The organism is Aurantiacibacter suaedae, assembly GCF_005434915.1.
In the GTDB taxonomy this organism is placed as follows: Bacteria; Pseudomonadota; Alphaproteobacteria; order Sphingomonadales; family Sphingomonadaceae; genus Alteraurantiacibacter; species Alteraurantiacibacter suaedae.
Map to the genome: position 1 here is coordinate 552700 of NZ_SKCG01000003.1, position 11788 is coordinate 564487.

General features: G+C 64.1%; 10 protein-coding genes. 1 reads left to right on the plus strand and 9 read right to left on the minus strand.

Annotation, left to right across the window (positions count from 1 at the left end; translation table 11 throughout):
* Positions 1–72 precede the first annotated feature (72 nt).
* From E0473_RS13520 to E0473_RS13550, 7 genes are all read right to left on the minus strand, one after another.
* Positions 73–1725 (minus strand): carboxylesterase/lipase family protein, encoded by a 1653-nt coding sequence (locus E0473_RS13520; protein ID WP_137681402.1) that lies wholly within the window; start codon positions 1723–1725, stop codon positions 73–75.
* 91 nt (positions 1726–1816) lie between these two features.
* A complete protein-coding gene (locus E0473_RS13525) occupies positions 1817–2938 on the minus strand; it encodes a hypothetical protein (RefSeq protein ID WP_137681403.1) in 1122 nt (373 codons plus the stop codon).
* Positions 2939–2995: 57 nt separating this feature from the next.
* Positions 2996–4105, minus strand: coding sequence for a hypothetical protein (locus E0473_RS13530; RefSeq protein WP_137681404.1), 1110 nt, complete (start codon positions 4103–4105; stop codon positions 2996–2998).
* Positions 4106–4148: 43 nt separating this feature from the next.
* A complete protein-coding gene (locus E0473_RS13535; protein ID WP_137681405.1) occupies positions 4149–6101 on the minus strand; it encodes an outer membrane protein assembly factor BamB family protein in 1953 nt (650 codons plus the stop codon).
* 153 nt (positions 6102–6254) lie between these two features.
* A complete protein-coding gene (locus tag E0473_RS13540; protein ID WP_194146765.1) occupies positions 6255–6917 on the minus strand; it encodes a hypothetical protein in 663 nt (220 codons plus the stop codon).
* Positions 6914–7624 carry a HupE/UreJ family protein gene (locus tag E0473_RS13545; protein ID WP_137681406.1) on the minus strand — a complete coding sequence of 237 codons (711 nt, stop codon included), beginning with the start codon at positions 7622–7624 and terminating at the stop codon, positions 6914–6916. Before E0473_RS13545 ends, E0473_RS13540 begins: the two co-directional genes overlap by 4 nt.
* Positions 7608–8120 (minus strand): hypothetical protein, encoded by a 513-nt coding sequence (locus tag E0473_RS13550; RefSeq protein ID WP_137681407.1) that lies wholly within the window; start codon positions 8118–8120, stop codon positions 7608–7610. The genes E0473_RS13545 and E0473_RS13550 overlap by 17 nt, the downstream gene beginning before the upstream one ends.
* 199 nt (positions 8121–8319) lie before the next feature.
* Between E0473_RS13550 and E0473_RS13555 the strand changes: the two genes are divergently transcribed.
* Positions 8320–8715 carry a c-type cytochrome gene (locus E0473_RS13555; RefSeq protein ID WP_137681408.1) on the plus strand — a complete coding sequence of 132 codons (396 nt, stop codon included), beginning with the start codon at positions 8320–8322 and terminating at the stop codon, positions 8713–8715.
* A gap of 68 nt (positions 8716–8783) precedes the next feature.
* Here E0473_RS13555 and E0473_RS13560 read toward each other — a convergent pair whose 3' ends face one another.
* Positions 8784–9767: a VOC family protein gene (locus E0473_RS13560; protein WP_137681409.1), complete on the minus strand. Its 984-nt coding sequence runs from the start codon at positions 9765–9767 to the stop codon at positions 8784–8786.
* A gap of 10 nt (positions 9768–9777) precedes the next feature.
* Entirely contained in the window at positions 9778–11742 is a 1965-nt protein-coding gene (locus E0473_RS13565; RefSeq protein WP_137681410.1) for an outer membrane protein assembly factor BamB family protein, read from the minus strand.
* Positions 11743–11788 lie beyond the last annotated feature (46 nt).

Consider the following 11788-nt stretch of genomic DNA (forward strand, 5'->3'; position numbering starts at 1 on the left):
CCTGTGTGCCCACGGCTTTATGCCTGTGGGTCGGACACCGAGCCTATCTGCGCGTCAGGGTGGGCGCAATCTCTAGTCGGCAATGCCGAGCGGGGTCGCCACCTTGTCTTCGAACAGCGCATCGTAAAGCTGCACCTTGGCGGGCGCGATCCAGTCACCGACGCCCGATTGCCCGGCATCGAGCACCATCACCTTGCCTTCAGGTACCGCATCGACCTCGGGCCACTGCGGCAGCCCGGGGCCGTTGGGATTGCCGGTGGCGGCGAAGTTCACCCAATACTGGCTGACAAGGTCGGCGAAGGCCTCTTCCTCCGGGTTGCCGCACATCTGCTCGACCGACGAGCCGGCGGGGAAAGTGCGCGGGGCGCACAGGTTGTCGAATACGTAGGGGATCTCGACCGTATGCGCGGCGCCGAGATTGGCGCGGCCCTCATCATAGGGCGGATCGTGGCGGAACCAGTAGTGATAGGCCTTCTGGCCGATCTCGGCCTGATACTTCGCGAACTGGCGGTGAAGCCAGCTCATGTTGTCGCCGAAGGGCTGGGTGGCCATCGCCTGCGCCTCGGCATCGGTGCTGACCGGATAGGCCGTGCGGCCCAGCTCGACCTCGTCGCCCCAGCGCATGGCCTCGCCCGCGTTCCAGCTTTCAAGCGTGGCGGGCGGGCCGAACAGAGCGGTGAAGCTGCCTTCGTCCTCGTTCGAACCGGTCAGCACATCGACCTTGAGCTGACGGCCCTCGGCGAAGGTCACCGAGAGGTCTTCGGGCACGATGTGCCCGTCGATAATCATGCCCTGGCCGGGGACGGCTGCGAACACTTCCTCGGCGGGTAGGGCGCGCAGTTCTGCGAGATTGGTGGTGCCGAGCTTCTCCTGCGCTGCGGAAAGGCTGCGCTGTTCGGCGGTTTCGCGCGGAACCATGGGGGCGATGTTGAGGCCCATCCAGTTGCCGCTCTCGCTGATGACGCGGGTGATCAGCCCCTCCGCCGGAGGAGCCCCCGCCAGCGCGCCGTTCATTGCCGCGCCCGCGCTTTCGCCGAAGATGGTGACCCGCGTGGGATCGCCGCCGAACGCCGCGATATTGTCCTGCACCCATTGCAGCGCGGCGATGGCATCACCCATCGCCTGATTGCCCGAGTGCCCGTCGCGCGCGGTAAGCTCGGGGTGGGCGAAGAAGCCGAGCGAGCCGACGCGGTAGTTGAACGTGACCACGACCGCGCCCTTCTGCGCGAGTTGATCGCCTTGGCTGAACGGCGACGAGCCGCCGCCTTCGTTATAGGCGCCGCCATAGAGCCAGACCATCACCGGCAGCTTGGCGTCGACCTCGCTCGCTGTGGTCCAGACGTTGAGATAGAGACAGTCTTCCGACATGCCGGGGCTGTCGGGCATATCGGTGGCAGAATTGACCGGGAAGCGCTGCGACGCAGGGTTCTGCACGCAGCTGTCACCCCAATGGTCGGCTTGGCGCACGCCCTCCCAGTTCGCGGCGGGCTGCGGCTGCTCCCAGCGCAGCTCGCCCACCGGCGGTGCGGCGAAGGGAATGCCTTTGAACACCGTCACTCCGTCGAGCTTGCCGGCCGTTCCCTGCACGCGGCCATTTTGTGTGGCAACTACGTCCACGGGCGCGGCAGTTTCGGCATGGGCAGTGCCGCTGTAGCTGGTGGCACAGGCGGCGAGGCCCAGACAGGCGGTGACGGTAAGCGCGCTACGCGCAAGCGAGGTGTGCATCGGTTGGCATCCCTGTTCTGTTTCGCGGCCTTCTGCGGGCCGTATTGGCGGTTGGCGGGCGCTCGTTTGCGCGCCCGCCAATCACTGACGCTTAGTGCGAGGTGTTGCTCGCCGCATCCTCTTCGCTCAGCGCTTCGAGCCCGGCGCGCGAAGCGGTGATGTAGTTGCGCGGCTGCACGTTGCCCTCGTGGCAGGCATATTCGAAGAACGAATAGTCATTGTCCTGCGTCCAATCGAGCCGCGCGGTCCACTTGTCGGTAAAGACCTCGGGATCATTGTAGGTCAGCTCGTAAACGATGTGGCCCGGATCGGTCATCGTCAGGCGCTCGGTCACCTTGGCGTTTTCGCCGGTGGGGATGGTGTTGAACGGCGGCACGCCCATGGTCGCCATGTTGAGCGGCGAGGGACCACGGTCGTAGGTATCGTGCGGCACGCTGTCGCCGGAGACGATGTTGGTCGTCTCGATCACCAGCGTGTTGCCTTCCCACCAGCCGATCGACTGGCCCATCCACGCGCGCACGTCAGCGGGCCAGCGCATGGCATCGGCGGCCGCCTTGTCGGCCACGATCGGAATAACGCGGGCATCGTGGATCATTTCCAGCTGGATGGTGACGAATCCCGGCGCCTGCAGCACGCGGATGCCGTTGTTATAGCGGAACGGGAACATCGAGGCGGGGAAGCCGCGCGTGATGCAGCGATCCCAGGTGTCGAAATCACCTAGCCACTCGAAGTCGGTGTTCGGCGTCCAGCTCGACCGGCCCGCCTGATAGCGCTTCTGCGCATCCTCGGTCAGCCCAGGAAGTTGGCCGCTGGTGGGATAGACCAGCAGCGAAGTGCGGCGGCCCGAGGCATCCGATTCCACCCAGTGACCCATGCCGATTGTGCCTGCTTCTTCCTCAGCGGCATAGGCAGCATCCGAACGGCCCGCCTGTTCCTGCCGGGCAGCGAATTCCTCTTCGGTGAGGTAGAAGCGGTCGCCATATTGCTCCGGGCGGTTCATCGGCAGGCTGGCGATGTTGTCGATCGGATAGGTGCCGCGCAGGTCCGGGTCACCCCAACTTGTCTTTGGCGGATCGAAGTCGGTCGGGACGGGAGCGATGGTGGTCAGGTCTTCGGGCACGACGTTCTGCGCCGCCGCCGGCATCGCGAGCGCCAGCGAACTGGCCGACAGAACGAACAACGTTCGTCCGAGCATGGTCTTCAAAGTGGTCATTGCGTTCTCTCCTGAAATCGGTAGGCGGCCAGAGCCCTTTCCGGCCGCGGGTAATCATCAATCTTCGCGGCGCTTGAGGCCTCCGGCAGCCGGGTCCATCGCCGGAGGCGGCCCGGCATCTTCGCCCACGGGTTCAAGCATCAGGCCGCGGGCATATTCCTGCTCGCGCCGGGCGCGGTCGGAATTGATGTAGCCGCGCAGCTGCACGTTGCCTTCGTGGCAGGCATATTCGAACATCTGGTAGTCGTCGTCGCGGGTCCAGTTGACGCGCAGGGTGAAGGGCGCGGTCCAGATTACCGGGTCTTCGTGGGTCATTTCGTAGGTGATCGTGTCGGGCCCCACCATGGTGAAACGCTCGATCACCTTCGCCTGCTCGCTAACCGGTGTGGTGTTGTTGGCCGGAACGCCGAGCGTGCCGTTCGAGAACACCGAAGCACCGGTGGTGAGGTTGGTGGTTTCTACCTCAAGCGTGTTGTGATCGACCCAGCGGCCCCGGCTCGACCCGTACCAGCCGGTGACAGCCTCGGGCCAGTGCCCGCCTTCGCCGACAGGGATCACCCGCGTGCCGAGCATCTCGATCACGATGGCGACCTGTCCGGGCGATTGAAAAATGCGCAGCCCGTTGTTGTAGCGCGCCGGATACATGGCAGCGGGGAAGCCGCGCGTGATGCAGCGGTCGTAGCTGTCGAAATCGTTGGTCCAGTCGTAGGTCTGGCCGATCAGCCAGCTTGAGCGCATCAGTGCCGAGCGGCGGCGGCCTTCATCGGTCCAATCGGGCAGGCGACCATCGGTGGGTGATACCACCATCGACGTGCGGCGGACTCCGGCCTCGAACTCGATCCAGTGACCAAGGCCGATGGTGGATTGCTCGTCCTCGACCTCATAGGCCTCTTCGAGGGCTTCGACCTTGCCCTGTTCGGCTGCCATTTCCTCTTCGGTCTTCCAGAACCGGTTGCCATAGCGTTCGGGGCGGTTGACCGGGAGGTCAGCGATGTCGTTGATCGGCCAGCTGCCGCGAAGATCAGGCTCGCCCCATGAAGTGAGGGAGGGCTGATAGGTGTCTGGCACCGGCGGCATCACGGTGAGGTCTTCGGGCACCTCTTGCGCCGTAGCGGGCAGCGCAAACGCAAGGCCCGCTGCGGCGATCAGGAACAGTGTTCGTGTCATTGTTTCTCTCCCCCAATGTAGCGTCCTGCCGCCCCGGACGTAGTCACTGTCGTTCGGGCAGGGCGAAGGTCACGTACTTGCTCGGCCCCGGCTCGGGCAGGCCCAAGCCGCCCGCGAAGTGGCCCACGCCGCCAACCGGCACCGTGATATATTGCCTCCCGTTCAGCGAGTAGATCGCCGGCACGCCCTCGGTCGCCGCATCGAAGCGGTATTCCCACAGGACTTCGCCGGTATCGGCATCGCGAGCGCGGAAGGCGCGGTCGGTCGCGGTGCCGACGAAGATCAGCCCGCCCGCCGTCGCCACCGGGCCGCCACGCGGAGCCTGCGCGCCAACGCCGGTGATGCCCTGTTCCTCCAGCGTGAGAATCTCGCCGTTGGGCACTTCATACAGCTTCTCGCCCGTGGTCATATCATAGGCGGTGAGCAGCGAGAACGGCGGCTCGATCGGCACCATACCGTTGGACTGCAACCAGAAGTTGGTCGGCCAGCGGTAAGGCATCACGTCAGGATCGTCGCTGTTCGGCATGGCCTCCAGCGCGCTTTCGCGTTTGTCGGGCAGCAGGTTCAGCAGCAGCGGCAGCTCGCGGCTGACGACATAGACGCGCTTCCTCACCGGATCGCTGGCCACGCCGCCCCAGTTCACGCCGCCGTTGTGGCCGGGCATCGAGACCGAGCCGGTGCCGAGGCTGGGCGGGGTGAACGGCCCATCGTTGCGCGCCGTGGCGAGCTGTTCGCGCACCTTGGCCTGATCTTCCTCGGGAATGTAGGGATTGATCATCGTCGCATCGAAATGATCGCGGCCGAACCGCTCGGGCCAAGTCGGCACGGGCTGGGTGGGCGAGCTGTGTTCGCCCGGCACGTCCGACTGCGGCACGGCCACCTCTTCGATGGGCCAGATCGGCGAGCAATCGCGCCGGTCGAGCACGAAAAGATAGCCGGTCTTCGCGGGTTGGATCACGATCGGCACGTCCTCGCCATCGTGCTGGATCGTCATCAGCTTGGGCGCGGTCGGCAGGTCGTAGTCCCACAAGTCGTGGTGGACTGTCTGGAAATGGCAGACGCGCTCACCGGTTTCGGCATTCAGCGCCAGCACCGAGTTTGCGAAAAGGTTGTCGCCGGGGCGGTTGCCGCCGTAGAAGTCATACCGCGCGGTGCCGGTGGGGATATAGGCGATGCCCGTTTCCTCATCGATCGTGAATTCCGACCAGTTGTGGACGCCGCCGAACTTTTCGCGATCCTTCTCGGGCCAGGTGTCCGATCCGAACTCGCCTTCGCGCGGGACCACGTGGAACACCCATTTGAGCGCGCCGGTGCGCACGTCATAGGCACCGATGTCGGCAGGCGAGGAGGCATAATCGTAATGCCCGGCGGGCAGCGGTACGATGAACGTGTCTTTATATATGCGGCCCGGATTGTCGTTCATCAGCGGGCCGTTGGGGGCGGTGCCGTCGGGCCGCAGGATGCCGCGCAGATCGACACCGCCGTCGGTGCCGAAGTCGGCAAAGAATTCGCCCGTCTTGGCGTTGATCGCGCGCAGGCGGCCATCGTTCTCGATCATCAGCCGCTCTTCGGTGCCATCGGCGCTGGCCCAGTAGGTGATGCCGCGTGCGCCGATGCGCCCTTCGATGTTCGAGCGCCACAGTTCGGTGCCGCTGGCCGGATCGAGCGCGACCAGATTGCCATCACCCGCCAGCACGATCATCCGTCCGCCCGCCACGATCGGGTTGAAGCGCGGCGGCTGGCCTTCGCCGGTGGGAAATTCCCAGGCAACTTCGAGCTGGTTCACATTGCCGCGATTGACTTGATCAAGCGGGGAATATTGCGCCGAATCCTGGCCGCCGAGGTAAGCGTCCCATTCAACATTGGCGAGCGATGGGGCCGCGGCGCTGGTGCCTTCCCCCGGCACCGTAGAACAGGCACCGAGCGCCAGTGCCAGCGCGGCTCCCAGCGCAAGACCCTGCTTTCGACGCAATGCCGGCTTTGTTTCGGTTGCCATGTTCAATCCTGCTCCCACACTTGTGCGCAGCCGCTTTCGGCTGATCCCTGAACGCCTGCCTAGCCTCTTCACAGGGCATTCAACAAGGGGCAAAAAGGTAACGAGTTTGACAAAATCCGAAATAGTGCTGGTCTCGCGCCAGTCGAGGGCGGCCTATTGGCCGCCGCTTTCGGCCTGCAGCTCATGCCCGGCGACGGTGCCTTCTGGGCTGGCTTCTGCGCCTTCGAGCGGTCGCTCGATCTCGGCATTGGCGGCGAAGATAGTTGAGTTTGTCATTCCGCCGCTCGCCTCAAGCCGCAAGGTGACATTGTCCAGGCTGCGGTTCTCCCAGAACCAGCCGTGAATGCCGCTGAAGGCGGGCAGGTAGGTGCCCTGCATGGCCTTGGCATCGCCGATGCCATAGCTCTCGGTCAGCTCGGTGCCGCCATCGAAGGGGTGGGCGTGCATGTCGTAGTGGAGTTCGCCGGTGCCCTCCCAACGGAAGGCGACCTTCTCGCCCTCAGGAATTGTGTACTTGAACTCGACCGATTCGAACGGGGCCAGCTCGTATTCCCACACGTCGCTTACGCCATCGAGTGGGGCGGGGGCACTGTTGGACAGAACGAGCACCTCCTGCTTTTCCATCCGTTCGTTGCCGCGCAGCGTCTCGTCACCGACCGGATCGGCGATTTCGGTCAGCCCCATTTTTTTGCCCACGCCGGTCGGGTCATATCCGGTTTCGGCGGGCAGCACGAACAGCACCGCGATGGCGCCGACCAGCACCAGCAGGATGGCGACGATCCATGGGAGTTTCGACTTCGAAGCGGCTTGGGTCATGACGAAAGGTATCCTGAAACTTGTACGTATGTAAGAATAAGACCGACGGCGATCAGCGCCACGTTGGCCAGTTTGGCGAAGGTGGCAAAGCCTGCCCGGTCGCGCCATGCGCCGAGCAGCAGCACCACGAAGGTGAGCACGAGCACTTGCCCTAGCTCAACCCCGATATTGAACGATATCAGATTGATAAGAAGGCCATCGGAGGACATGTCGAGGTCCATCACCTTGGTGGCGAGGCCGAGGCCATGGAACAGCCCGAACACCAGCACTGCGATGCGGGTGTCGAAATTGAGGCCGAGCCGGGCAAAGCCACCCAGGTTCTCGACGCCCTTGTAAACCACCGACAGTCCGATGATCGCGTCGATGATATAGGCGTTGCCGCCGATCCCCAGCAGCACGCCGCCCAGCAGGGTGAGCGAATGGCCGATGGTGAACATCGAGACGTAAAGCACCACGTCCTTCAGCCGCCGCAGGAAGAACACCACGCCGACGAGAAAGGCGATGTGATCGTATCCCGTCACCATATGCTTGGCGCCGAGATAGAGGAACGGCAGCGGTGCCGCCCCGCCTGTCGACTGGACGAAGGCCTTGTCCCCCTCTGCCACGTCGTGCGCCAGGGCCGGCTCTGCCAGCATCAGCGCGACCAGCGTCAGCGCCGCAAGCGCGGCCAGCGGTGGGGCAGAGGCCTGCTCAGGAGCTCTGCGCATCGCCAGCAGCCGCCTCAAGTTCGGCCGGTGGGTACATCTGATGGCAGGCCGAGCAGACATTGTAGACGGTGCCGCCCACTTCGAACACGGCATCGGGGTCTTGATCGAGCGCGGCCTGTTCGGCCTTCTTCGAAACCTCATCCAGCCCGTTGGCAAAGACGAGCCAGTCCTCGCCGCGGCCTTCGGCATAGCCATCGCTCTGCAAATCCTTGGCCAAGCGCTGCATCTTGCGTGCGGCCTCGGCCAGTTTCGCCCATTCCTCGTCGGTTTCCGGTTCGAATTCCTCTTCGACCACCGCCCCATCGGGCTCAAGCCGACTCTCGAACTTGACCGCTCCCCAATAGATGTCGGCCGTCGGCTGGACTTCGTTGGCCATCATCTGCTGGACGGTGCCGTAAGGCAGATCGGCGGCCTCCGGCTCGCTGCTGCAAGCCGCCAGCGCCAGCAGTGGGAATAGGGCGATTCGGTTTGTGCGCAAGGGCAGGAACTTGATCATAGCAACCTCTCGTATTCTATCAGACTGCTTCTATCAGACTGCCGCCGAACTGACAGGGTAAGTTGACAAAGTCTGTTTTTTCGCGTCAATCGCCGTTGCGTAAATCTGTCGTAAAGCTTGCATTCTCCATAGCAAGGTGAGCGAAAAGTCGGGAATATTTTTCTGGCTCGATAATTATACATTGGAAGGATTTTTTGGAATGGCTTTCGAGACGACCGCATCTGGCAAATGGACCCGTGCCGGCATCGCCGCGATTGCGCTTGGCGCGTTGGGCGTGCCGGCCATCGGCGCGCTGGCCATGCCTGCTGAAGAAGCGGCTGCAACAGCATCCGCCGATGCTCCGCTGACCGAAGAGCAGAAGGCCGAAAGCAAGGCGCTGTTCAGCCAGTTCGCCTGCGGCTCGTGCCATGCTCTGGCCGAAGCTGGCGGTACCGGCCACATCGGCCCCGAGTTCGACGGCAACGAAGGCCTCGACAAGGCCTACATCGTGAACATCGTGAATAACGGTCAGGGCGCGATGCCAAGCTTCGGCGGCATGATTGACGAGGCTCAGATCGATCAGCTCGCGACCTATATCGTGCAGGTAAAAAAGTAACCGCAGCGCTTCGGAAACGATCCCAAAAAGGGCCGGTGAAGCATCTGCTTCGCCGGCCCTTTTTGCGCTTAGTCGGCAGGCGTAGCGGGCGGGGTCGCAGCGCTGGTCTGGGCGAAGTAATTGGTGACTCCGTCCGGATCGTTGAGCCACACCGTGGTCAGGCCGAAACCGGTCAGCCGGTTAAGCGGTGTCTCCACCGTGATGCCGCGATGCTTGCCGCGCGCATCGACCAGCGCGGCATCGCTGACGACATACTGAATGCCCGAAGAGCCGCTGTCGGCGGGCAAGTCCTCGCCCAGCTTGTAAAGCAGCAGCGTCGTTTCCCCGAGGGCATAGGGATAGAACTCGGTGCCTAGCAGCGGCGCATCCATTTTGGGTAGTTCCTCCAGCCCCACGAAGTCGCGGTAGAAGGCGCGGCTTTCCGCCAGATTCGAGACCTGAATGCCGACGTTTACGCCATCGTCGGCATTGTCCTGCGCGTCGGGCGTGGCGATGAGGATGATGTCTAGCCCCGCCGGATCGCTCACCAGCGCCTGCTTCGCGCCATCGGCTCGCTGCACGAACTCGGGCGCGTCGAAGCCTGCTTCCACGAACCGTTCGCGCACCACATCGGCATCGGGGTAGTGCAGCATGAGGAAGCGAATGCCCGTGCCGCCCCTGTAGCCGCCTTCGAGGTTGTACAGCCGGTCGCCCTGCTGGCCGGCCGACAGCTTGATCTGCATCGAGCCAACCCCGGTGAGGATCATCTGCTGCGTGCTGGTAAGCTGGATCGGGCTCAGCGAACGCAATGCCAGGGCTTGGGTGTAGAAGGCCACCATCTGCTGGGTCAGATCGCGCGGGAAGCGTCGGAACACGTTCATGCCCTCGGCGGTGAACAGCGCGGAATTGTCCGCCTCAAGCTGCGCCTCGGTCAGTTCGCCCGGCTTGTAGGCGAGGTCGGGATCGGTATCGAGCACCGCGCCTTCGGGGGTGGTGACCACGCCCGCGTCTTGCGCCGCGGCACAGCTCGCCGCGAGCGCGAGGGTGGCGACACCCAGCAATATTGTGCGCATTTGTCCTCTCCTAGTCATCGGGCAAGGCCCAGACGATCACGCGTTCAGCATTGGCCGGAGCGCCATTCTCGTCAAGCACCGGTTCGCCCGTTGCTCCGGTGGCGACCACGGCGAGATATTGCCGGCCATCCTTGCCGAGGTAACTCATCGGGATGGTCTGCGCGGCATAGTCGAGCTGTTCGCTCCACACGAGGTCGCCGGTCTGGCTGTCGAAGGCGCGGAAGATACCGTCGCTGGTCGCGCCGATGAAGACCAGCCCGCCTGCGGTGACGGTGGCCCCGCCGATCCAGTTAATCGCGCCGGTGTCGCGCTTGCCCTCGGCCAGCTGCGGGGTGGTGCCGAGCGGAGTGGCCCAGGCGATTTCGCCGGTGTTGGCGTCGACCGCGATCATCCGGCCCCAGGGCGGACGGATGCAAGGCAGCCTCACATCGCGCCCGTTTGCGTCCTTGAAGCTGGCGTTGAAGCCTGAATAGGCGCCAGGGCCGATCAGGCTGCCCCGGTCATAGGGCTGGGTCGATCCGCGCGTGCCGTTGCCATAGTTGCCTTCAGGGTCGCGCTCCTCGATCCAGCCGATCGAGCCGCCCTCGGAGATGTTGACGTAAACGTAGCCGGTAGTCGGATCAGCCGCGCTGCCGCCCCAGACAGAACCGCCATTGTGCGGCATGTTGATCGAGGCGCGGGGCGGATCGCCATCCTTGTGCAGGAAGAACGGGGTGAACGGCCCGGCGTTGAAGAACTGGCCGCCGTAGCTGTCCAACAACGCGCGGCAAGCGGCGGCGTGTTCGGCGTTCGTATCCTCGGCGGTGACGACATCCTCGGGGTTCCACCACATGCGCTGCAATGGCTCGGGCTTGACCGGCATCGGCTGGGTGGGGGAATACCATTCGCCCGGCACGTCGCCGCGCGCCACCAGCTGTTCTCTCACCCCGTGGACGGGTTCGCCGGTGGTGCGGTCGAGAATGTACATTAGGCCGTTCTTGCCCGTAAGCGCCAGCGCCCTGATCGGCGTGCCATCCTTCACCACGTCGACCAGCACCGGCGGGCCGGGCAAGTCCCAGTCCCACAGCTCGTGGTGGATCGCCTGAAAGTGCCACTTGTATTCGCCGCTATCGATGTCGACCGCGACCAGCGAATTGGCGAACAGGTTGTCACCCGGCCGGTCGCCGCCCCAGTAGTTCTGGCCGGGGCTGCCGAGCGTCATGTAAAGCGTGTTCGTCTCGATATCGGCGGTGGTGTACCAGACCCACATGTTCGCGCCGGGCCGATCCTTCCAGCCATCGTCTAGCCAGGTCTCGTGGCCCAGCTCGCCCGGATGCGGGATGGTGTTGAAGGCCCATTTGAACGCGCCCGTCACCGCATCGAAGGCGCGGGTGTCGCCATCCGGCCCCTTGTCCAGCTCGGGCGTGAGCGCGCCGATCACCAGCGTGTCGCGGAAGATGCTCGGCGAGTAGGAATAGTTCGCACCCTCAAACGGGGCCACGCCATCGGTGCCGAAGCCTCTTGCCAGCTGCCCGTTCGAGGCGTTGATTGCCACCAGCGCATTGCCGGTCGAATAGAACAGCCGCGCCTCGTGCGTTGCATCGCCCGGCCAATAGGTGACGGACCGGCGCACGGTTGCCCCCTCGACCTGATGGCGCCAGATTTCGCGGCCCGTGTCCGCCTCCAGCGCCACCACCGCATCGCCGGTCGGCAGGTACATGCGCCCGTCGATCACAACCGGCACCGTGCCTGCCATGATCGAGCCGCCGCCCTCGGGGCGTAGTCGGAATTCCCAGACCCGCTTTAGCCCATTCACGGTGTCGCGCGAGATCTGATCGAGCGGGACGTAGCGCTGGCCCGAATGATCGCGAGCATAAAGCGGCCAGTCACCAGGCGTATATTCCTGCGCTATCGCAGGCAGATTCTCCTGTGCCTGAGCGCCGGATAACCCCGCGACAAGGCCGGCCGTCACGAGCGACTTGATAAAAATCCGCATTACCCCATCCCAGCTGACTATGTCTCTGGGTAATTAGTTACAAATC

Excerpts from the sequence above, each read along its gene's own strand:
- E0473_RS13520 (WP_137681402.1), bottom strand. The coding sequence starts at position 1,725 with ATGCACACCTCGCTTGCGCGTAGCGCGCTTACCGTCACCGCCTGTCTG.
- E0473_RS13525 (WP_137681403.1), bottom strand. The coding sequence starts at position 2,938 with ATGACCACTTTGAAGACCATGCTCGGACGAACGTTGTTCGTTCTGTCG.
- E0473_RS13530 (WP_137681404.1), bottom strand. The coding sequence starts at position 4,105 with ATGACACGAACACTGTTCCTGATCGCCGCAGCGGGCCTTGCGTTTGCG.
- E0473_RS13535 (WP_137681405.1), bottom strand. The coding sequence starts at position 6,101 with ATGGCAACCGAAACAAAGCCGGCATTGCGTCGAAAGCAGGGTCTTGCG.
- E0473_RS13540 (WP_194146765.1), bottom strand. The coding sequence starts at position 6,917 with ATGACCCAAGCCGCTTCGAAGTCGAAACTCCCATGGATCGTCGCCATC.
- E0473_RS13545 (WP_137681406.1), bottom strand. The coding sequence starts at position 7,624 with ATGCGCAGAGCTCCTGAGCAGGCCTCTGCCCCACCGCTGGCCGCGCTT.
- E0473_RS13550 (WP_137681407.1), bottom strand. The coding sequence starts at position 8,120 with ATGATCAAGTTCCTGCCCTTGCGCACAAACCGAATCGCCCTATTCCCA.
- E0473_RS13555 (WP_137681408.1), top strand. The coding sequence starts at position 8,320 with ATGGCTTTCGAGACGACCGCATCTGGCAAATGGACCCGTGCCGGCATC.
- E0473_RS13560 (WP_137681409.1), bottom strand. The coding sequence starts at position 9,767 with ATGCGCACAATATTGCTGGGTGTCGCCACCCTCGCGCTCGCGGCGAGC.
- E0473_RS13565 (WP_137681410.1), bottom strand. The coding sequence starts at position 11,742 with ATGCGGATTTTTATCAAGTCGCTCGTGACGGCCGGCCTTGTCGCGGGG.